This is a genomic window from Dysgonomonas sp. 37-18 (assembly GCF_001899125.1).
Taxonomy (GTDB): Bacteria; Bacteroidota; Bacteroidia; order Bacteroidales; family Dysgonomonadaceae; genus Dysgonomonas.
On record NZ_MKVC01000016.1, the window covers coordinates 1 to 22,487 of the forward strand.

Annotated in this window: 15 protein-coding genes; 9 read left to right on the forward strand and 6 right to left on the reverse strand. The window is 34.6% G+C overall.

The annotated features are described in order from the left end of the window. Positions 1 to 216: 216 nt before the first annotated feature. On the reverse strand, positions 217 to 1,362 hold the full coding sequence (locus BGO84_RS05725; RefSeq protein ID WP_291028331.1) for an acyltransferase: 1,146 nt from the start codon (positions 1,360 to 1,362) through the stop codon (positions 217 to 219). A gap of 210 nt (positions 1,363 to 1,572) precedes the next feature. Between BGO84_RS05725 and BGO84_RS05730 the strand changes: the two genes are divergently transcribed. Then, complete coding sequence (locus BGO84_RS05730; RefSeq protein WP_291028334.1) at positions 1,573 to 3,630, forward strand: acetate--CoA ligase; 2,058 nt, start codon at positions 1,573 to 1,575, stop codon at positions 3,628 to 3,630. Between the two features lie 245 nt (positions 3,631 to 3,875). Next, positions 3,876 to 5,186 carry a solute carrier family 23 protein gene (locus BGO84_RS05735; protein WP_291028337.1) on the forward strand — a complete coding sequence of 437 codons (1,311 nt, stop codon included), beginning with the start codon at positions 3,876 to 3,878 and terminating at the stop codon, positions 5,184 to 5,186. A gap of 71 nt (positions 5,187 to 5,257) precedes the next feature. On the opposite strand, the gene BGO84_RS05740 is transcribed toward BGO84_RS05735, so the two are convergent. The 5 genes from BGO84_RS05740 to BGO84_RS05760 form a co-directional block, all read right to left on the reverse strand. After that, positions 5,258 to 7,729: a bifunctional UDP-N-acetylmuramoyl-tripeptide:D-alanyl-D-alanine ligase/alanine racemase gene (locus BGO84_RS05740; RefSeq protein ID WP_291028339.1), complete on the reverse strand. Its 2,472-nt coding sequence runs from the start codon at positions 7,727 to 7,729 to the stop codon at positions 5,258 to 5,260. 13 nt (positions 7,730 to 7,742) lie between these two features. Then, positions 7,743 to 8,723, reverse strand: a complete 981-nt coding sequence (locus BGO84_RS05745; RefSeq protein ID WP_291028341.1) for a GSCFA domain-containing protein — start codon at positions 8,721 to 8,723, stop codon at positions 7,743 to 7,745. A 192-nt stretch (positions 8,724 to 8,915) separates the two neighbouring features. Further along, positions 8,916 to 10,466, reverse strand: coding sequence for an alkyl hydroperoxide reductase subunit F (ahpF, locus tag BGO84_RS05750; RefSeq protein WP_291028344.1), 1,551 nt, complete (start codon positions 10,464 to 10,466; stop codon positions 8,916 to 8,918). 66 nt (positions 10,467 to 10,532) lie between these two features. After that, positions 10,533 to 11,099 (reverse strand): alkyl hydroperoxide reductase subunit C, encoded by a 567-nt coding sequence (ahpC, locus tag BGO84_RS05755; RefSeq protein ID WP_135106925.1) that lies wholly within the window; start codon positions 11,097 to 11,099, stop codon positions 10,533 to 10,535. A gap of 336 nt (positions 11,100 to 11,435) precedes the next feature. Continuing rightward, positions 11,436 to 11,873 carry a hypothetical protein gene (locus tag BGO84_RS05760; RefSeq protein ID WP_291028346.1) on the reverse strand — a complete coding sequence of 146 codons (438 nt, stop codon included), beginning with the start codon at positions 11,871 to 11,873 and terminating at the stop codon, positions 11,436 to 11,438. A 1,328-nt stretch (positions 11,874 to 13,201) separates the two neighbouring features. Here BGO84_RS05760 and BGO84_RS05765 point away from each other — a divergent pair. The 7 genes from BGO84_RS05765 to BGO84_RS05795 all read left to right on the forward strand — a co-directional run bounded on the left by BGO84_RS05765 (position 13,202) and on the right by BGO84_RS05795 (position 21,913). After that, on the forward strand, positions 13,202 to 14,770 hold the full coding sequence (locus tag BGO84_RS05765) for a vitamin K epoxide reductase family protein (protein ID WP_291028348.1): 1,569 nt from the start codon (positions 13,202 to 13,204) through the stop codon (positions 14,768 to 14,770). Between the two features lie 52 nt (positions 14,771 to 14,822). After that, the gene (locus BGO84_RS05770; protein WP_291028350.1) at positions 14,823 to 15,542 is read left to right on the forward strand and encodes a glycosyltransferase; all 720 of its coding nucleotides are present in this window, start codon (positions 14,823 to 14,825) and stop codon (positions 15,540 to 15,542) included. An 86-nt stretch (positions 15,543 to 15,628) separates the two neighbouring features. Beyond that, complete coding sequence (locus BGO84_RS05775; RefSeq protein ID WP_291028352.1) at positions 15,629 to 15,847, forward strand: TIGR04149 family rSAM-modified RiPP; 219 nt, start codon at positions 15,629 to 15,631, stop codon at positions 15,845 to 15,847. Positions 15,848 to 15,959: 112 nt separating this feature from the next. Continuing rightward, positions 15,960 to 17,462, forward strand: coding sequence for a thioredoxin family protein (locus BGO84_RS05780; protein WP_291028354.1), 1,503 nt, complete (start codon positions 15,960 to 15,962; stop codon positions 17,460 to 17,462). Between the two features lie 28 nt (positions 17,463 to 17,490). Beyond that, on the forward strand, positions 17,491 to 19,704 hold the full coding sequence (locus tag BGO84_RS05785) for a peptidase domain-containing ABC transporter (RefSeq protein WP_291028356.1): 2,214 nt from the start codon (positions 17,491 to 17,493) through the stop codon (positions 19,702 to 19,704). A gap of 6 nt (positions 19,705 to 19,710) precedes the next feature. Continuing rightward, positions 19,711 to 21,093, forward strand: a complete 1,383-nt coding sequence (locus tag BGO84_RS05790) for an HlyD family efflux transporter periplasmic adaptor subunit (protein ID WP_291028359.1) — start codon at positions 19,711 to 19,713, stop codon at positions 21,091 to 21,093. A gap of 82 nt (positions 21,094 to 21,175) precedes the next feature. Continuing rightward, a complete protein-coding gene (locus BGO84_RS05795; RefSeq protein ID WP_291028361.1) occupies positions 21,176 to 21,913 on the forward strand; it encodes a glycosyltransferase in 738 nt (245 codons plus the stop codon). Positions 21,914 to 22,487 lie beyond the last annotated feature (574 nt).

Below are 22,487 nucleotides of genomic sequence, written 5' to 3' on the forward strand. Positions count from 1 at the left end.
AATACCTATAGCCCTTATATGCAAACTGTTGTTAAACATATTTTTTTTCAAACCTTTTTTTGAAATTTGAGGGGGAAATGACACAAGAACTCAATCTGAGTCGACCAATCAAGCAAATAGAAAAAAAGTAAAACGATCAGAAAAATACCCGCTAAAGAAAAAACAAACTACAGAAATTCTACTTTGCCGATAGAGATAACAAGAACAAATAAAGATTTAGACATTGCTTTTTTGTTTTAGAAATCGATTTGCTAAATATTTCCGAACCGGCGTATCGTAAAATTTCAAACAGATATAAGCTAAAGCAATACTTCCGACAAGAACTCCGGCTGCACCGGGTAATGATTCCTGGAATGTGAGATTCTCATTCTTCACCCAAGCATAATATAGATATATAAAAGGGTAATGAACCATATATAAGGGATAAGAAATATCTCCTAAGAATCGGCATACGCAAATTGTGTATTTATCGGTCGTTTGCCCCGAAGCTCCTAAATAGACAAGTAGCGGAAAAAATACAACGCAACACAGAGTGTCATATATTCCATTCATCCATAAATGGTCAGCTCCACCGATACGTGGCACAGCTAAAAGGACAACGATAGCAAAACTACATATCCAAAAAGCACCTTTTATATTCTTGGCTGGTTTAAAAATACGAGAAAGCAGCAAACCTGCAGAGAAAGAAAACAACAACCTGAACGACCCTCCGGCAAACTCTGTTCCGTTTAATGAATATCCGACACATATATCTCCTAAAGGTCCCAATATTGCAAATGCCGCCAAGCAACACCCGGTAATAAAAACAAGTAGAGCAAGAACCTTAGTCGAAAACCTGCGAATAAATAAAACATAAAGAACATTACCTATATATTCAAAAAATAAAGACCAACTGGGCCCATTGAGAGGAAACATTTCTCCCAAACCTCGAACCTCGGTTGCAGTAGTAGCAGGAATCAAGAGTGCATTTAATAATGTAGCGATAAACAAAGCCACAATAGTAACTTTAGATACATCCCATACAGAACAGCCTTGAAAGTAGAACATGATTGCTCCAATAATAGCTCCCATCACAACCATTGGATGCAATCGTATAATTCGACGTTTAATAAAATCTTTTACTTTCATTGTTCCCCAACGACCATCATAAGCATAGCCTATAACAAATCCTGACAGTATAAAGAAAAAATCGACAGCTAAATATCCGTGATTGATACGTTGGTCTAAATGACTGGTGGCAAAAGCTTCAAATATATGAAAACAGACAACCATGATAGCGGCGACCCCGCGCAGCCCATCCAGTATATTGTAATGTGGTTTTGTGTCTGCAAATGCAGCCATAGAAATTTGCGTTTTCAGCATAACTTAAAATTCTTATATTTTGGTGTATTCTGGTATTTCAAAAAATAAAACTTACAAAGTAAGCACTTTTTACAGATACTTTAATAATCGACTTATTACCCGGAATAATATTTTCGGATAATAAAACATGTTTTATATTATAAAAATAGATTCCTCAGCTATCATATTATTTGATTATTTTTGTGCAAAATAACACTCAAAACCTGTTTTATGTCTTACAATCAATTAATAAACCCCAAAGGCATTGTCATAGTTGGCGCTTCTGATAACATTTTGAAACCGGGAGGGAGTGTTTTGCATAATATTATAAACGGAACATTCGAAAAAGAGCTATATATTGTAAATTCGAAGGGAGGTATCATACAAGGTATTAAAGCCTATACCAAGGTTGAAGATATACCTCAAGCAGATCTTGCCATTATATCTATACCTGCCAACCAATGTATAGAGACTGTAGACTATCTGGCGAATAAAAAAGGCGTAAAAGCTTTTATTGTATTTTCGGCCGGATTTAGCGAAGAGTCTGAAGAGGGTGCTATCAGAGAAAAACAACTTGTAGAAATTGTAAATAAGGCCGGAGCTATTATGATCGGCCCTAATTGTTCTGGATTTTTCAACACGAATCATCAAAGCATTTTCACTCGTCCTATACCCAGCCTTGATACGAATGGAGTAGATATAATTTCCAGTTCGGGAGGAACAATTACTTATATCATAGAGTCTGCCATGCGTATTGGACTGAGATTTAACTCAGCGTGGTCAATCGGAAATGCTGCTCAGATAGGAATTGAAGATATATTGGAATATTTAGATAAAGAATTTGATCCTGAAACCAGTCCGAAAATAAAACTTCTCTATTTAGAAAAAATTAGTAATCCGGACAGATTTCTTCTTCATTCATCTTCCCTCATCAATAAGGGGTGCAAAATAGCTGCCATAAAATCGGGCAGTTCCACATCCGGCAGTCGCGCAGCATCTTCTCATACGGGAGCAATAGCGAGTTCCGACTCAGCCGTTGAAGCCCTGTTCAGAAAAGCGGGAATTATACGTTGCTACTCACGCGAAGAACTTGCGAACGTTGCAGCAGTATTGACATTAAAGAAAATAAACGGACGAAATCTGGCTATAATTACCCAAGCAGGGGGCCCGGCCGTAATACTAACAGACGCTCTATCAAAAGGGAATATCGATGTTCCTGAACTGGATAAAGACTTGGCAGCCGAACTAAAGAAGCATCTTCTTCCGGGAGCCGCAGTATCTAATCCTATAGATATTATAGGAACAGGAACTGGTGAACACATGGCTACATGTATCGATTTTTGCGAAACATACTTTAAAGAAATAAATGGTATAGCCGTTATATACGGAAACCCCGGAGTAAGCAATGTAGCCGAAGCCTATAATATGCTGGATAAAAAAATAAAGACCAGCAAACTACCGATATACCCGATATTACCATCGGTGATAGCTGCGTCGGAAGAAATGGAAACCTTTGTAAAGAAAGGACATGTCAATTTTACAGATGAATATGCTTTAGCAAATGCTCTCTCTAAAGTTGTTTCCTGGACTCCTCCATCGGTAGGCAAAATAGAAGATATATCTGTTGATATACCCCGTATAAGAACTATTATCAGCAACTCTACTGACGGATATATAGATAGTGAAACGGTTAGGCAATTGTTTGATGCCGCAGGTATTCCTCAGGTGCAAGAATTGGTAACAGCCAATAGGGACGAAGCTATCGCTTTTGCCGACAAAATCGGATACCCAATTGTAGCAAAGTGTGTAGGCCCTATTCACAAATCAGATGTGGGAGGGGTTGTATTAAATATACATTCAGCAAACCATTTATCAATCGAATTTGACCGCTTGATGAAAATAGCCGATGCCACAGCCGTCATGGTACAGCCGATGCTATCGGGGCAAGAACTATTTATCGGGGCTAAATATGAACCTACATACGGTCACATTGTTTTATGCGGGCTGGGTGGAATTTTTGTAGAAATACTGAAAGACGTAGCATCGGGACTTGCACCTTTGAGTTTTGACGAAGCTTCTTCGATGGTACAATCACTAAAAGCATATAAAATAATAAAAGGCACACGTGGACAAAAGGGCTTAAACGAAAAGTTGTTTGTAGAAATCATTGTACGCTTATCGATTATGCTCAGGTTTGCTCCGGAAATAAAAGAGATGGATATTAATCCGCTTTTGGCTAACGAAGAAAGAGTTATAGCCGTGGATGCAAGAATCAGAATAGAAAAATAGCATTGATTATATATAGCGAAGAAGCAGTATCGGCAAAAGTATATCTTGGCTGGTATTGCTTTTTTTGAAAAATCTTTTTATGAAGTACTTTATTATATTTCAGAAATATACTACCTTTATTGCCGACAAAATCTATAGGTATGAAAACGAAGAATTTTGAATAAATAGTAAATATAAAATATAAAGCCGGACATTTCGTTCTCGGCTTTTTTTATGTGCAACAGACAAATATCAAACGCTCAAAAATGAAAGAAGAAAAGAAAATTGTTTTAGGTATTTCAGAAAAGCCTAAACCCGCCCAATGGCTATTATTGAGTATTCAACATCTATTTGCCATGTTCGGAGCAACCGTACTTGTTCCTGCACTCACCGGAATGAGCCCTGCTGTGGCTCTTATCTCGAGTGGTATCGGTACATTGGTATTTATAGCCATCACAAAAGGCAAAGTCCCTTCTTATCTGGGATCATCATTTGCTTTTATCAATCCCATCATAGCTGTAAAAGCTCTGGAACTCGATCCTTCGTCGGGTGTAGGTATGGGAAGTTTCCTTGTAGGTAGTTTCCTTGTGGGGGTTACTTATTCAGTAGTTGCACTTATTATAAACAGAGCCGGAACAAAGTGGTTGATGAAGTTGCTTCCTCCGGTAGTAGTAGGACCTGTGATTATGGTTATCGGGCTTGGACTTGCTGCTACAGCCGTTAACATGGCTACTAACAATCCTGCAGGAGATTATGACCTTACGTATGTGCTCATCGGTTTAGTAACTCTTACCATAACAATTCTTACGGCCATTTTCACACGCGGATTTCTTAGTGTTATTCCTGTATTGGTCGGTATAATTGGCGGGTATGTATTTTCTATTATCTTAGGAGTTGTAGATGTGCAACACGTAGTTGATGCAAACTGGATCGAAATGCCTTCTTTCTCCATCCCATTTGTTCATTATACACCTTCTTTCACATGGAGAGTATTCTTAATGATGGTTCCTGTTGCTATCGTTCCTATCGCTGAGCATATCGGACATCAGCTTGTTTTGAGTAAAGTAGTTAGCAAAGACCTGATCAAAGACCCGGGGCTAGATCGCTCTATGCTGGGCGACGGGGTAGCCACTATGATAGCTGCTACATTAGGAGGACCACCGAATACTACTTATGGTGAAAATATCGGTGTTTTAGCTATAACTCGCGCTTTCAGTATTTATCTGTTTGTAGGAGCTGCAATCTTTGCTATTATGTTTGGTTTTTGCGGTAAGATATCAGCTTTGTTATCTACTATCCCTACTCCGGTAATGGGTGGAGTTTCTATCCTCTTGTTCGGTATAATAGCCTCCAGCGGGCTACGTATGCTTGTGGAAAACAAAGTAGACTTTAGCCGTAAGCGCAATCTTATTATATCTTCTGTGATACTTGTTATTGGTATCGGAGGTGCAGCAATACATATCGGCAAAGTATTTTCTTTGGAAGGAATGGCACTGGCTTCTATAATCGGGGTTGTACTTAACCAAGTATTGCCAGGCAAACAGGTTGTAGATTTTGATGAGATGTTTAAAGATTAAATAATTACATTTATAAATAATAAAGGCTGCAAAAATGCAGCCTTTATTATTATATATATGCTTAACAAAACTTATTCTTTATAATAAATATGTTTTACCCTGCTAGAGATAGAAGTTAGTATCTCATAAGGGATTGTATTTATTTCTTTAGCCAAATCTACGACAGATGGATTTTCCCCAAAGATGACTACCGAGTCTCCTTCTTTCACATCTACTCCGGTAACATCGATCATTGATAAATCCATACAAATATTTCCAACAATAGGCACCATGTGTCCATTCACCAATACCTTACCAACTCCATTACCAAACTGACGACTAAGTCCGTCGGCATATCCGATACGGATAGTTGCTATTGTGGCATCTTTATCGAAATGACCTTTACGCCCATAACCAACAGTTTCTCCGGCCTTGATATATTTGATTTGTAGAATGGTGGTCTTCAAGGTACATACGTTACGAAGTCCGTTCAAACCACTTGCACTTACTCCATAAAGACTTATACCCAGCCTCACCATATCCATTTGCTCGTTGGGGAAACGTTCTATCCCTGCCGAATTAAGGATATGTTTCATTACCTGATAATGGCAGTTCTTCTCTATTTCTTTCGTTATTTTCTTAAAGGTTTTGATCTGATCTACTGTAAAATTATCAAAGTTCCAACTCTCACTTGCCGCTAAATGAGAGAAAACAGATTGGATACGTACTCCTGTTTGCGACTTAATACGCTCCATCAATTCAGGAATATCTTCTTCTGTAAATCCTAACCGATGCATTCCTGTATCTATTTTTATATGTATCGGATAATTTGTAATTCCCTGCAATTTGGCTTCCTTTATAAAAGCATCCAATATTCTGAAATTATACACTTCGGGTTCGAGCGCATACATCGCCAATTCTTCAAATCCCCCTACTTCGGAGTTGAGAACAATGATAGGAACTTTTATTCCTTGTTTTCTCAAGAATACGCCTTCTTCTGCAACTGCAACAGCCAGATAATCGCACTTATGATACTGCAACGTTTTTGCTACCTCTGTCGCTCCTGTACCATAGCCATCGGCCTTAACCATACATACCATTTTGGTTTTAGGATTCAGCCTTGATCTATAAAAGTTATAATTGTGAACGATTGCATCTAAATCTATATCGAGCACTGTTTCGTGCGTTTTCACCTCCAGCAGTTTATTTATACTCTCGAATGAGAAACTACGTGCCCCTTTCAGCAAAATAAACATATCATGAAAATCGCTCCATATATTCGAATGGATAAAATCATTGGTCGTATTGAAGAAGTGCATTTCACCATTCTTAAACAATTCCTTATATGTAGAAATTTCTTTACCGATACCGATAAGTACATCTATTTTTTTATTCAACACCAGATTAGATGCCAAATAATACAGTTCTTTAGGTACTAACCCCGACTGTGGAATATCTGATATTATAAGCACCTTTCTCTTTTGGCTATCCGTTGCCCTTTGAGCCAGAAAGTCAAGAGCAATTCCCAAAGAGTTTATATCAGAATTGTATGTATCATTTATCAGTATTGTATTATTTTTTCCTTGACGTACATCAAGACGCATTGCAACAGGCTCAAGACCGGCCATACGCTGATTTATATCGGGTAAAGACAAGTGCAAATAGATGGCAGTAGCCAATACATGGATAGCATTTTCGATAGCTGCATTATCAGCAAAAGGAATCGTAAACTGAGAGGCCATTCCCAGTATAGAATAATGAATGGTCGTACAATTTCCGAGCTTCTCAACTTTCATTATATGCAATGGGCTTTTGTTAGATCCCTTGCGAGACCATGTCAGGCGTTTGTGAGAAAGACAGGCTATCTCCATACATTCGTCTACAAGCTCATTCTCTTCTTCACAAATAATGACATCGCAGTTTATAAAAAGCTCCAGTTTCTCGAGACATTTTTGTTTCATAGATTTGAAACCTTCCTGATGAGCCTGTCCGATATTGGTAAATATACCAATAGTAGGATTTATAATCGCCTCGAGCTTTGCCATCTCCTCAGGTTGAGATACCCCTGCTTCAAATATGCCCAACTGTGTATGGCTATTCATCTGCCAAACAGAAAGAGGTACACCAATTTGAGAATTATAGCTCCGAGGAGAATGCGTAATATTAAAATCATGATGAAGGACTTGATAAAGCCACTCCTTCACCACTGTTTTACCGTTACTTCCTGTAATACCAATAACAGGCACATTAAACTGATTGCGATGATATGCGGCTAGACGTTGAAGAGCAAATAGCGTATTTACCACTACAAGAAAGTTTGCATCTTCATATTCTTCCCACTCGGGTTGTAAATCAGATACTACAAAGTTACGAACGCCCAGCTCATAAAGCTCGGAGATATACCGATGTCCATCATTATTCTTAGTCTTAAGGGCAAAGAATAATGTTTCGTCGGGAAAAAAGACCTGACGGCTGTCAGTAAGTAGAATACTAATGGCAGTTTCGTTCAGATCGGTTGGCATAGCATCAATTATCTTAGCTACCTGATATATAGAATATTTCATTCTTCTTTTTTAATTAAGATCTGTTTTCCAAATCCACAATTTCTTGTTCGCAACAAATGTATGGATATTTCTTATTGAAGGCTTTCAACTTTAACAAAGTTTGCCTTAAAAAATGCTTATAATCATCACTTTGGTTATTTATAGGCCTATGATTCAGAGCCTGATATATTTTTTGCCATTCCTTTATTATAGGGGGAGCTTCTTCATCAAAATATGTCTCTGACAATCGTTGCCAGATATATTTAATTGCTATTTGATTCGGATGGGTCATGTCTTCATCATAGAATCGATAATCACGTAATTCATCCAAAACAATCTCATAAGAAGGGAAATAATACAAACCTTCTAGCATACTACAAATTTTATCTACAGCCAAAAGCAAAGTAGATTTGCTCAACTGGTTATCATGGGCTCCATCTTTGAGGTGACGAACAGGACTTACCGTGAACACTATTCGCAACGATGGATTTATTTTTCTCAAATCCTTTACCAAACCTTCCCACTCTGCTAAAATATCTTCAACAGAAAGACGAAAACGTTCGAATTCAGCAGCAGGCAGCTTATGGCAATTACCGACTATCATATTCTCTTTCAAAGATCGAAAGACATACGCTGTTCCAAATGTAACAAAAAGAACATCGGCCTTGCGAATATCATTTGATCCATTCATCAAACTGTGGTTTATCCCTCGCAGGCATTTATCCTTATCTACATCTGAAAAAGACCCATGATGCCAAAAACTTTGATAAAGTCCTTTATATTCAAAAATTTCTTTTTCTGTAAATACCTTTTGATCGATAAGCAACCTCAAAGCCTGACTAATGGATAAGGGATTGTAGAGAATCCCGAAAGGATTGAGATTTGTATTGAATTTATTTTCCAAAAACAACCTACCCATATTCTCAGCAAAACAAGAGCCAAATATCATGATATGACTCTTATGAGATATCTTAAAGTCTGACGCTGGAATTTCTATTTTTGTTCTGAAGTCCATATTTTAAAAACACTACTAAACACAAGTAAAGGTAAAAAGATTGCATGGAATTATTCGAAACTTTATCTTAAAGTTTCATCGTATTTTTTAATTCATACATTTACAGACAAAAAAAATTACAAGCAACATATACCTGTAATTTTTCCTTCTTCAATCTCTCGTCATACAGACGATAAATATGCTATTCTTATATCAGATAACTCCCCGCATACGGTCTTCGAATGCCGAAAGGGAAGCCTTCGCTCCTTCGCCCATTGCTATTATAATTTGCTTAAATGGCACAGTTGTAACATCTCCTGCTGCATAAACGCCGGGTATGCTCGTACGGCAATGAGTATCGATGGCTATTTCTCCAAAACGATTCACGTCCACCAAGTCTCTAAAAACAGAACTATTAGGAGCCAATCCAATCTGCACAAATATGCCGTTCAGCTTGACGATACGTTCGTCACCAGTAGTACGGTCTTTGACTTTTATTCCGGTAACCTTCTCGTCACCGATTACCTCTGTTGTTTGGGTATTCAGTATGATCTCTACATTAGGGAGGCTTTTGGCTTTTTCTTGCAAAATCTTATCAGCCTTAAGTTCTTCTGCATATTCAAAGAGAGTTACCTTAGTGCAAATACCCGCAAGATCTATTGCGGCCTCTACTCCCGAATTTCCTCCGCCTACAACAGCTACTTCTTTACCTTTATAGAATGGTCCATCGCAATGAGGACAGAAAGCAACTCCTTTTCCTATATAATCCGATTCGCCGGGTACATTGAGTTTTCTCCAACTCGCCCCTGTAGCTATTATCACAGCGGGAGTAATTATCTTTTCTCCGCCTACAACGGATATTGTTTTTTTACCATCAATCAACTCTACTTTCTCTACCTTTCGATGCTCGAGTATATCCACAGGATAATCTTGCAAGTGTACTTTGAGGTTGTTCGACAGCACTTCACCTGTTGTCTTGGTAACAGAAATCAGATTTTCTATTCCTACTGTTTCCTTTACTTGTCCTCCTATGCGTTCAGCCAACAAGGCCACCTTTAAACCTTTACGAGCCGAGTAAATAGATGCTGCAACTCCTGCGGGGCCTCCACCTATTACAGCTACATCATACTCTCTGACTGTTGAATTATTATCTGCCACTTCTTTACTTCCATACTGATCTTCCAGTTTGGATAATAATTCACCGAATTCACCACGACCTACATGAATCAATTTACCATCAGCAAATAGAGCAGGAACTCCTTGCAGTTTAAGAGCATCAACCTCTTCCTGATTTATCGCTCCATCTACCATCTCGTGATATATCTCAGAGTTGAGAGTAGCCATAACATTAAGTGCCTGAACAATATCAGGACAATTGGTACACGTCAGCGATACATAAGTAGTAAGATGTATAGGCCCCCGAAGAGCTTTAACTCTGTTTACAACAAATTCGTCAGGGATATTCTTACCCTTGCCATCGCTGTTCAGTATAGCCAATAATAAAGAGGTAAACTCATGTCCGTTAGGTACTCCCCTGAATTTAATACGTGTATCTTCTCCATTTTTCAATAAAGAGAACTCGAGCCCTTCACCTTTATTAATCTGACAGGAAATATTATCGGAACAAGAAGCCACATCATCGAGAAGATCGACAAGTTCACGATAGGAGTCATGTTGGTCGAAAGCAGTAATATTTAATGTATACTGATTTTTCAGTTCAGAGAATATCGAGCGTAATTGTTCTTTAAAAGATGAATCTAACATGTATTTTATTTTTAATTAGGTTGATTTAAAAACCGGCTTTGTTAAGCCGGTCTGCAAATTTGAATATTAAATCTTACCAACCAGATCTATACTTGGCTTGAGTGTTTCTTCTCCTTTTTTCCATTTAGCAGGACAAACTTCACCATCGTGTGTTGCTACAAACTGAGCAGCTTCTACCTTGCGAAGCAATTCGTCTGCATTACGACCAATTCCATTGTCATGGATTTCGGCAATCTTAACTTGTCCCTCAGGATTTAGAAGGAAAGTACCTCTATATGCCATTCCTTCCTCCTCGATCATCACGCCAAATGCACGGCTGAGTACTCCTACGGTATCAGCTAACATCGGATATTTGATCTTGCGAATACTTTCGGATGCATCATGCCAAGCTTTATGCACAAAATGTGAGTCTGTACTTACAGAATAAACCTCTACACCCATTGCTTGCAGTTGATCATATTTGTCAGCCACATCAACAAGTTCTGTTGGGCACACAAAAGTAAAATCGGCAGGATAGAAAAAGAAGATTGCCCACTTCCCTTTTACATCTTCATGCGTTACTGTCTTAAAAGCTCCATTGTGATAAGCTTGTACTTTAAATTCCGGTAATTGTAAATTAATAATAGGCTTCATAATAAATTTCATTTATATTTAAATTATACTTATATTTTTTATCTATACATCGCAAAGATATATAGTTTTTATTTATACACAAATATATTTCAATAGAATTTATCTATAAACCTATTCCTATCCTTCCGATGATAGAATATTGGAATTGATTGTACAACGATGGATGTAGATTGAAGTACTTATAGTCTTTGTGTGGATAATTAGAAAGGGGGAAAATTACTCAGAGTGTATAACAAAAAGTTACACTCATAAAATAAATATAATAAAACACATTAAGGAAATATCCGAATTACGAATCCGAAGAAACAAGGGTATCTTTATTTTACAAACAAGATATTATTCTTTTGACATTTCTTCTAAATAATAAGTTGAGTTAGGAATACTATCTGGAAATATGTTTTCCATATCATATTTTCCGATTTCAGATCCTAGTTCTTTTGATTTTAGTAAATAGTATAAAGCTAAACATTTAGTCTTATTATCTAAACTATCTATTGGTACATTTTCAGTAAGGGTCAATGTTCTAAAAACATCATAATATGCATCCGGATAATCATATTTATTAGCCATCTTTATTGCATAATAACAAAAATCCTGAAGTCTTTCTTCTGAAAAATAATGAGCTCTTACTTCACTGTATGCAAATTCATCATTTTCATTCAAGGCTTTATCTATTAAGCTGCGTAGTGTCTTTTCATCCTTAATAGAAGATGAAGGGACTTCACAACTATAAAACAGTAGGCAAAGGCTAAATATCACACCTATTTTTCTCATATCTACTTCCTTATCTCCATGTTATGAAATAAAGGTAATATAAATAATATAAGATGTATACGAAAAGAGAGAGAAAAATAGATTCTGTGGAGTACCTTTCTTTAGGAAGTTTCAAGCTATTAGATTTCAAACCTATATAAAAAAGAAAAGGTTGTCGTCCCGACAGTCAACTTCTCTTTTACTTCTTATTGTATATCAGCCAATTACGTTTAGTCATTTTTGAGATATATACAAAAAAATATACACAAAGGCGGTTAATACCATAAATTTTATTAGGTAAATCATATATAGAGCAAAACCTTTCAAACAGTCTATAACTCATTTGATTAAAGAGTATCAGAATATACAGACTATATAAAGATTAAAATCTATACATGATCGTGTACAAAACTACAAAAATATTCAGATACATATATCAATTTATATCTTTTTATCCGTTTTATTATTGTGCTATCAAAAACATAGAAAAAGATAGTCTTCCTTTTAATACGTCATACCTGTTGTAATACAAGAATAAGTCTATTAAAATATTTTACCTCATCGTACTACATCTAAAACAAACTACTCACTATAAGGAAAATAAGAGGGTGGGCATGACCTTATTTGCGTATTCCATATATATATTTTGGGTCTATTTTACGAAGTCTCACATTCTTAACATCTAATCCCGAAGAAGGGGATATAACCCACCATTCATGGACTGATAAACAGCACATTAAAAAGCTATGGATTCAACATTAATCAACAATCACAACCATTATCTCATTAGAGAAAATCATATATAAAGCAGAAACTCCTTAAAAGAAATTTAAAATAAATAGCTCTAAATAAAAATATACAAAATGAAGAAAAGTTTCTAACTTCAGACTTTAAGTACAATAATATAAGTAATGAAAGCTATTTATTTGAACATTTTGAGAATTCATATTTGCATGATTGGGGATGCCTATAAAGGATATTCACAATTATGGAATGTTCAAATAATTCCTATCACTTACTTAAAAGACTTAATAAAGAACTGAAAAGTATCTTATTATACATTATCTTTGGTCATAAAGAGAAAGGTAGAAGTATCCTATATAACAAAAAAGGTATCCTATTTAACACATAAAAATCATACACAAGCGAAAAAAGTCATATTAAAAAGAAAGACATAAAATACATATCACTAACATTAAGACACTTACAATATATACTGACATAAAAAAGTCATATAACTTTAAAGTAATTATTTTTTTTATTTTTCATTTTTATAGTTTTGTATAAGTGAAATACACATAGCCCAAAACAATTAACACTTAATATCTAACGATCTCTTAATTTTAACTATGAATAATACATTTACGACATTATTAGGACTTCTGAATGTAAAACACACTCATTCCTATTCTTCGCGTTTATATAACGAACATCCACATAAATACAACTTATATGGATTATCTAAAATGCTTTCTGATTATAATATTGAAAATATTGGGATAAAGGTTAATAATAAAGAAGAAGATATTTTTAACCTCGAAGTTCCGTTTATAGCGCATGTTGGCAGTGGTTTCGCTATTGTGGAAGAGATTGCCAATTCGAATGTAATATATCTTTGGAACTCAAAAAAAGTAAAAATTTCAATTGATAGGTTCGTCAATATGTGGTCAGGTGCAACTTTGATTCTTGAAGCTAATAAGTCCTCGATTGAGCCAAATTATTATAAACATATAAAGGAAGAATTAGTAATAAATACTCAAAAATTCTTGTTATTATTGTTCTCAATAATTCTAGTATTTATTGGTTTTATTCAAAATCAAATTTACCAAAGCGTCTATCTCATAATTATTCTATGTCTAAATCTTATTGGAGCTTATGTAGGATATCTACTTGTCCTTAAAAGAATAAAAACACATAGTAATCAGGCAGATAAAATATGCTCTTTGTTCTCTCAAAATGACTGTAATGATGTATTAGAGTCCCCAGCTGCCAAATTTATGAATATAATAGGGTGGAGCGAATTAGGACTTAGCTATTTCTTATCCAACACTTTTATAATTCTATGCACACCAAAACTTTTACCCTATTTCATTGTCATCAACATCTGTGTTTTACCCTACAGCTTTTGGAGTATATGGTATCAAAAATTTAAAGCTAAATCATGGTGCCCGCTATGCTTGATTGTTCAAATTCTCTTTTGGTCTCTATTTGTTGTAAGTCTCATATTTAATCTTATACAAATACCAGATTTTTATGCAGTTAATATCATATCTATAGGTCTTATCTATGGATTTCCTTTTCTTATTATAAACTTAGTCTTGCCTATACTATCTGAAGGACAAAAAACAGTTAAAGTAACACAAGAACTTAATAGCGTCAAAGCAAATGAAAATGTGTTTTTAGCTCTATTAAAAGAACAACCTCATTATGAGGTAAATAAACAAACATCAAGGATTCTATTAGGAGATCCTAGTTCAAAGAATATGCTTACTATTCTTACGAATCCACATTGTGAACCTTGTGCGAGAATGCATACACGGATAGAAAAATTATTGGACGAAGTTGGAAATAAGTTCTGTGTACAATACATACTTTCTTCATTTGATGAAAGTCTTGAATTAAGTAATGAATTTTTTCTTTATATAAATAACAGTAAAACAGCAAAAGAACGAGACAAAATTTATCATGAATGGTTTAGTGGTGCAAAATACCAGAAAGAAGTTTTTTTTAAGAAACATAATTTTGTTTTTAATGGTATGAGTGAGGAATATAAACGGCATAAAATATGGAAAGAAAATGCGAAACTAGCCGCGACACCGACCTTAATATTTAATGGGATAGAATTGCCCAGTGATTACTTTCAAAATATTGAATATTTAAAGTATTTTGTTGATGTATATATTAAAGAATCCATCTGAAAAGCATGGTCAGACAAACTGTTTAAAAGGAAAAAACTAGCAAACTTAAATTATGCAAATACCTCAAATAATACATCAAATTTGGTCGGGTATTGATGAGCCTCTTCCTAAATATTTTGAACTGTTAGGTGATACATGGAAAGAACATCACCCTACATGGAAGTATATATTTTGGGATAATCAGAAGATGAATAAATTTGTACAGAAACATTATCCTCAACTTTGGGATACATATAATAGCTTTCAATACAACATTCAACGATGGGATGCTGTACGTTATTTGATATTGAACAAATTTGGAGGAATGTACGTAGACTTTGACTATGAGTGCCTTGAGACTCACAACATATTGTTTGAGGGGCAAAAATGTTGTTTTGCGTCTGAACCTGTAGAAGGAGGAAGTGAGTTAGAAGGAGAAAAGTACTTATTTAACAATGCATTAATGGCTTCTATCCCTAATCACCCTTTTATAAAAGCAATAATAGAATTCATATTCTCTTATAAAAGGAGTGAAAGGATTAAATATAATTATCAAAAAGGATTTGAAGTATTAGTAACAACAGGACCTATAGCTCTAAACAGATTATATCAAGAATATAGAAAAAAAAACTCTATATACCTGATTCCATCCAAATATGTTACCCCTATAACATCAAATGAATCTCGACAAATTTTATTGGGAAATATGTCAGATGAAGACGTAGAAAATAAGCTTCAAGACGCCTTCTCTATTCATTATTATTTTAGTGAATGGATGATCACTGAAAGTTAAAGATACCATACAAAAAACTATTGTTAAGTTGTAGAGCAATAGTTAATCTTAAATTATTTCTACAACATTATTTAAATTTATTAATCATGAAAAAGTTAGACAAACTAAAACTAAAAGGATTTTTTAAGATGAGTGAAGTAGACATGAAAAACATTATTGGAGGGTATAAAGCGAACTGCGAAGATGAAACTGCAAGTGGAGCTTGCTTAGGTAAAAATGCAGGGGATACTTGCTGTACAACATCAAGAAAAAACGGAAGTTGTACCTATATGCCTGTTTCAGGTTTAATTTGCTATTGGAAGTAATTTGTAATATTAAAGGGAAGAGGAACAGGTTTCCTTTTCCCTTAATTGACGAATTCTGTTAAAAGTATTCTTTATTAAAAGGCAAATAACAAGCGAACTTAAAAAATAATATATGAAAAATATTAGAATAATTTATCTTAGCCTTTTTATTGTCGGGTTACTATCTAACTGCCAAAACACTAAAAAAGAGACAGACCTTCCCAAATCAACTATTAAAGGGTATTTGAAGGGTATTCTACCTGAGAACAATGATTTGAAAATAACAATATCCAATTCGATTACTGGAGACAGAATAATATATCAACTTCCTATTGATTCTACAGGCGATTTTTCTCTAGAGATACCTCTTACTTATTCTACTTTAGCAGGAATCGAATCAAAATATTTTGATAATAGTTTTATCTATTTGTCTCCTAATAAAACAAGCCATCTTAATATTAATATTGATAAAAACAATCAAAGTTCTATACAAATTATTGATGATATTAGTATGTCTGCTTACGAACGCTCTTACTTTTATAAGAAAATGTTAAACATACTGATGAATACATCTCTTAGTCAAGGAATCAACTCAGTATTAGAGCCTATCGTTTATCAACAATATATGACCAAACAAATAGAGGAAATTCTATCTACGATAGATGGGGATACTATTTTGCCTACTCAAGGTAAAAGTATTCTTAAGAATGAGTTGAATCTATTTTATACGCAAGTTGCTCTTATGAGATATAAATCTTACATGAGCTTGATTGTAGAAAATAAAGAGTTGGAGGAAAAAGAAATAAAAGAGCCAGAAATATCTTATTATTCTTTTTTGAAGAAAATAAATCTAAGTGATTCCACTCTTTTTTCAACCACATATTACCATATCTTATTACATGATATTCTTCAATATCCAGTATTTGGAGTTCAAGCAGTTGATGAGACATCTCCTTCTTTATGGATAAATAATGTGAAAGAAAAACTACAAGAAGTTGTTGGTGAAAAGCAAAATTTGTTTTATGATATGCTATTAGCGAACTCGTATAGCAACCAGCTTAATCAAATGCACCCTTTTAGCAAAAAACAGATTGAGAATATCCAATCTTATTACAAAGAGGGCAATATTGGCAAAATTTTACTTTCAGAAAACCATAAGGTCAACATACTGTTAGATGAAGATATAAAGCAAAATATTACAGCGCCTGATTCTACAAAATCAAGCACAGAAAAGCAAAATTCAGATCAAGCCGAATTGTTTATGAAGCATATATTTGATAAGTATAATGACAGAATTATTGTTTTAGATTTTTGGGCGACATGGTGTGGCCCCTGTCTCAAATCAATAGATGAAATTAAACCATATAAAAAAGATCTCGTTAAAAAGGGTATTGTTTTTGTCTATGTAACCACTGAGTCTTCTCCACCTAAGACATGGGAAATAATGAAAAAAGATATAGAAGGAGAACATTATTATGTCAATGAGCAAACATGGATAGAGCTACTCTCATACTATGAATTTAAGTCTATACCCAATATTTTAGTTTTTGATAAAAACAATAAAATGCATAAAAGAATTGATGGATACATAAAAAATGACAAGAGATTAGTAAATTCTTTAAATAAATTATTTTAATAGTATATTATCTTTTAGCTTTCCATATATGGTAAATAAATTCTTCCCTAACTATAAACAACTCGATGCCATGGATTGTGGTCCTACTTGTTTACGTATGATTTCCAAATACTATGGACGTAGTTTTTCTATACAATATCTTAGGGAAAAGAGTTTCATTACCCGTGAAGGAGTTTCGATGTTGGGCATAAGTGATGCTGCCGAAGTTATTGGCTTTCGTTCCAATGGCGTAAAAACAACTTTTGATCAACTGATCTCAGAAAAGCCCTTTCCTTGTATTCTGCACTGGAATCAGAACCATTTTATCGTATGTTATGATATAAAAAAGAAAAGAAATGATGACTATAAGATAAAGATATCAGACCCTGTCGGAGAGAAATATACATTGGACAAAGCCGGATTCCTCAAATGTTGGACAAGTTCTCGTCTGGAGGGAGAAGATACTGGTACAGCCCTGCTGCTGACTCCTACCCCTGATTTTTACATTCAAAATGATGGCTTAGAAAAAACAAATAAGAGTATCTATTATTTTCTGGAGTATCTTCGCCCATATAGATCTCAAATCATACAGCTCATAATTGGACTGCTAGCAGGAAGTGCGCTGTCTCTTATCCTGCCATTCCTTACACAAGCCGTAGTAGATCAGGGAATCAACAATAACAACGTGAGTTTTATTACATTAGTCTTAATAGCCCAACTCATACTATTTATTACTCAACTGGCTGTAGAATTTATCCGTAATTGGATTACACTTCATGTGAACAGTCGTATAAGCATATCACTCATATCTGATTTCTTGTCTAAACTGATGAAGCTACCACTCCGCTTTTTCGACACAAAGAATGTGGGAGATATCATGCAGCGCATCGGAGATAATGACCGTATCAAATCATTCCTTACAGGTTCTACACTCACGACTTTATTCTCATTTGTAAACTTCATCATGTTTGCCTTCATTCTCGCATTTTACAGTTTTGCAATATTAGGTGTTTTTATTTTGGGTAACTCTTTATATATTTTGTGGATACTCATATTTCTAAAATATCGTCGCAAATTGGATATGGCTCGCTTCTCCCAAGCCTCAGCAGAGCAGAGCAACTTGGTTCAGATTGTAACCGGTATGCAGGAAATAAAACTCAATAATTGTGAAAAGCAGCAACGATGGAAATGGGAACGCATACAGGTAAAACTTTTCAAGATAAGTATAAAAGGGCTTGCCTTGGGACAATACCAACAGATGGGATCGGTATTTTTCAGCCAGACGACATCTCTTTTTATTTCATTTATTGCCGCTCGCTCAGTCATTGAAGGAGACATGACATTGGGTATGATGATGGCTGTGAGTTATATCATCGGACAACTATCAAGTCCAATCGGGCAACTCATCAGCTTTGTACAAACAGCTCAAGATGCTAAAATCAGTCTCGAACGGTTAAATGAGATACATAACAAAGAAGATGAAGAGCAAACTATAGAATCTAAAATAAATGAATTACCAACAGACAAATCTCTCTGTATCGAAGATTTATATTTTAGTTATGATGGTGCAGACCGTGATTATGTGTTGAACGGAATAAATCTGTCTATACCAGAGAACAAGGTAACGGCGATAGTTGGTGCGAGTGGAAGTGGAAAAACAACCCTGATAAAACTACTTTTGGCTTTTTATAAACCGAATAAAGGTAAGATTAAAATTAAAGATCTATCTATCAATGATATTAACCCTCACCTATGGCGTCAGAAATCTGGTGCTGTGATGCAAGATGGGTTTATTTTCTCCGAAACTATAGCTAATAACATAGCTATAGGAGAAGATATTGTGGATAAAAAAAAGCTGCAGCAAGCTATAGAAGTAGCCAACATCAAAGAGTTTATAGAATCGCTTCCTCTAAAGTATAATACAAAAATAGGCATGGAAGGGAATGGTATTAGCCAAGGACAGCGTCAACGGTTATTGATAGCAAGAGCTGTTTATAAGAATCCTGAATTTCTATTCTTTGATGAGGCGACGAATGCATTAGATGCTAATAATGAGAGAACGATATTAGATAATTTGAATAATTTTTACAAAGGAAAAACAGTCGTTATTGTGGCCCATCGCTTAAGCACAGTTCAGAATGCAGATAATATAGTGGTTATGGATAAAGGCAGGGTTATAGAAGAGGGTACACACAAAGAGTTAACGAATAAGAAAGGAGCCTATTATACTCTTGTTAAAAATCAATTAGAACTAGGCATGTAAAAGAATATGGACATAAAAGGGGCAAAAATATTAAAATCTGACCTTCCTGACAGGAATCTCAATTTCATATCGATTCAAAACTCAATAGATAATACTGACATTGAATTGAAAAGCGAAGAGTTTCAAGAGGTATTGGGTAGTACCCCTTCATGGATACTTAGAAGAGGCATCACCCTTATTTCTATTATTGTACTAATAATTTTAATAGGAAGCGCCTTTTTTAAATATCCGGATATAATAACTACTACAATGACACTTACGGGAAGTACTCCGGCAACTGGATTAGTTGCCAGAACCTCTGGTAAAATACAGGAGTTAGACGTACAGGATAAACAAGAAGTGAAAGCAGGGAGTTATCTGGCTGTTATCGAAAATTCCGCTAATACAAGTGATATACAGATATTAAAACAATATATCGATCAACTAAACCAAAAGATAGATACTATTATAACTTTACCATCTAAAGAGTTGAAATTAGGGCCATTGCAGTCGCTGTATTCTGACTTTTACATAACTCTTTTCAACTATTATGAATTCAAACGCTTGCAGTATTACACACAAAAGATTGATTTTATGAAAGATAAAATCAATCAATATCGAAATTATTACAGGAATGTAGAAGGGCAAAAAGCGATAATCAAAGAACAATTTCGACTCAATCAGAATCAATATCGAAGAGATTCAGTATTAAATAAACGTGGGGTTATTTCTTCTGAAGAATTGGAATCAACCAAAAATAAGTATCTACAAGGTCATCTTTCACTGGAAAATATACATTCTACGATACAAAATACCGAAATACAAATCACAGAGATGCAAGAGAGCTTATTAGATACAGAGTATCAATATCTGGAGAAAAAGAATCAACTTGAAACGCAATTAAAAACATATATATCACAATTACTTGCAGAGATACAGTCATGGGAATTAAGCTATGCTCTGATTGCTCCAATTGATGGGCATGTTACATTTACCAACTATTGGGTAAAAAACCAAAACGTAACAACAGGAGAAACTGTATTTACAATTATACCAAAAGATAATATGGAAATCATCGGTAAAGCACAGATGCCATTAACACGTTCGGGTAAAGTAAAAATAGGGCAAAAAGTAAATATCCGTTTCTCTAACTTTCCCGATAATGAATATGGAATCATCAGGGGTAAGGTAAAAAATATATCTATGGTTCCGGTAAAAGACGCACAAGGGCTCGATTTCTATACAGTAGAAATTGAATTTCCGGAAGGAATGACCACCACTTATAAAAAAGTGTTGCCTTACCTGCCCGAAATGCAAGCTCAAGCCGATATCGTGACTGACGATATCTCACTACTGGAAAGGTTCTTTATGCCATTAAAAAAAATATGTATAGAAGGAATGATTAGATAAAATAAATATTATGTAATACAGATTATTCCATGCTAAACAAAGAAAGCTAAATTCCATAATTTAATAATATAAAAAAATACTAATGAAAATACCAAAAATAATTCATCAAATATGGTCTGGAATTGATGAACCATTACCAGATTATTTTAAAGAGCTTGGAGAAACATGGAAAAGAGATTATCCCAACTGGGAATATCGTCTTTGGAACAACCAAATGATGGAAGACTTTATTCTAGTAAATTATCCACAGTATTTAGATGTTTACAATCAATATCCCTACAATATTCAACGTTGGGATGCTATTCGTTATCTTATTTTGGATAGATTAGGAGGAATGTACGTAGATTTCGACTATGAATCAATTGAACCAATAGAAGTGCTGTTAAAAGATAAAACATGTTGCTTTCCACTAGAACCGTATTCTCATTGTTTTATGTTCAAGAAGAAAATTATGTTTAATAATGCTCTAATGCTGAGTATTCCGGAGCATCCATTTATAAAAAAAATAATAGAAAAAGTATTTTCGCCTAGAGTCTTAGAATATGGTAAGAATGAAGAATATGATAGTGCTTACATGCGAAAACATTTTTGTGTCATGAATACAACAGGTCCATGGGTATTAATGAATCTATATGAAGGATTGACGACAAAACAAAGAGAGAGTGTATTTCTTATTCCTGCAAAATATGTTACCCCTTTTGATGGTTACCAGGCTGAATTATTCCGTTCGGGAGAAAGGGGGGAGGATTTGGAACATGCTTTAAAAGATGCTTATGCTGTTCACTATTTTTTCAGTAATTGGAGAAAAGAAGATTTATAGAGATTATAAATTGCCTAATTTAGATTTTCAGTTCGCTTTTTTAGCCAGTAATATTATTAGAAAAGGAATTGGACGAGAAATTATTATTTAGATTTTCACAAGTAAGCCCATACACCTAAACAATAAAACATTAATAAGTAATGAAAAGAATTTACTGTCGTATTTGTATCTGTAGGGGTCGGGTTTGCCCCTGCCTGTTCAATTACGGATAACCACGAGGGGTAGCTCTACTAAATGCGTCAGTAATTTTTATTGATTACTTATATAGCAATTAAAAAAATAATTATTAAAATATAGATTAAGTGAGAGTAACAGTCTTCATTAAATCAGAATTAGGAGGAATGGCAGATGTTTTTCTGTTGATCATTTACTGATTCAATGACATGTAAAAAATGGGACTCGATTTGACAGACACTTATGAATAAGTTTTGATATATCTGACAATATTTTTCCTTTCCAAACGCCCTCTTGGGCTTTTGGAAAGGGGATTTGCAAAGAATAAACATTGAGACGGAGTAAAGAGCTTGTTCATTATATTAATGTCAAATAAAATCGTGACTTTTACAAATGACAG

Coding starts and splice junctions, on each gene's coding strand:
- BGO84_RS05725 (WP_291028331.1), bottom strand. CDS start 1,362: ATGCTGAAAACGCAAATTTCTATGGCTGCATTTGCAGACACAAAACCA.
- BGO84_RS05730 (WP_291028334.1), top strand. CDS start 1,573: ATGTCTTACAATCAATTAATAAACCCCAAAGGCATTGTCATAGTTGGC.
- BGO84_RS05735 (WP_291028337.1), top strand. CDS start 3,876: ATGAAAGAAGAAAAGAAAATTGTTTTAGGTATTTCAGAAAAGCCTAAA.
- BGO84_RS05740 (WP_291028339.1), bottom strand. CDS start 7,729: ATGAAATATTCTATATATCAGGTAGCTAAGATAATTGATGCTATGCCA.
- BGO84_RS05745 (WP_291028341.1), bottom strand. CDS start 8,723: ATGGACTTCAGAACAAAAATAGAAATTCCAGCGTCAGACTTTAAGATA.
- ahpF (WP_291028344.1), bottom strand. CDS start 10,466: ATGTTAGATTCATCTTTTAAAGAACAATTACGCTCGATATTCTCTGAA.
- ahpC (WP_135106925.1), bottom strand. CDS start 11,099: ATGAAGCCTATTATTAATTTACAATTACCGGAATTTAAAGTACAAGCT.
- BGO84_RS05760 (WP_291028346.1), bottom strand. CDS start 11,873: ATGAGAAAAATAGGTGTGATATTTAGCCTTTGCCTACTGTTTTATAGT.
- BGO84_RS05765 (WP_291028348.1), top strand. CDS start 13,202: ATGAATAATACATTTACGACATTATTAGGACTTCTGAATGTAAAACAC.
- BGO84_RS05770 (WP_291028350.1), top strand. CDS start 14,823: ATGCAAATACCTCAAATAATACATCAAATTTGGTCGGGTATTGATGAG.
- BGO84_RS05775 (WP_291028352.1), top strand. CDS start 15,629: ATGAAAAAGTTAGACAAACTAAAACTAAAAGGATTTTTTAAGATGAGT.
- BGO84_RS05780 (WP_291028354.1), top strand. CDS start 15,960: ATGAAAAATATTAGAATAATTTATCTTAGCCTTTTTATTGTCGGGTTA.
- BGO84_RS05785 (WP_291028356.1), top strand. CDS start 17,491: ATGGTAAATAAATTCTTCCCTAACTATAAACAACTCGATGCCATGGAT.
- BGO84_RS05790 (WP_291028359.1), top strand. CDS start 19,711: ATGGACATAAAAGGGGCAAAAATATTAAAATCTGACCTTCCTGACAGG.
- BGO84_RS05795 (WP_291028361.1), top strand. CDS start 21,176: ATGAAAATACCAAAAATAATTCATCAAATATGGTCTGGAATTGATGAA.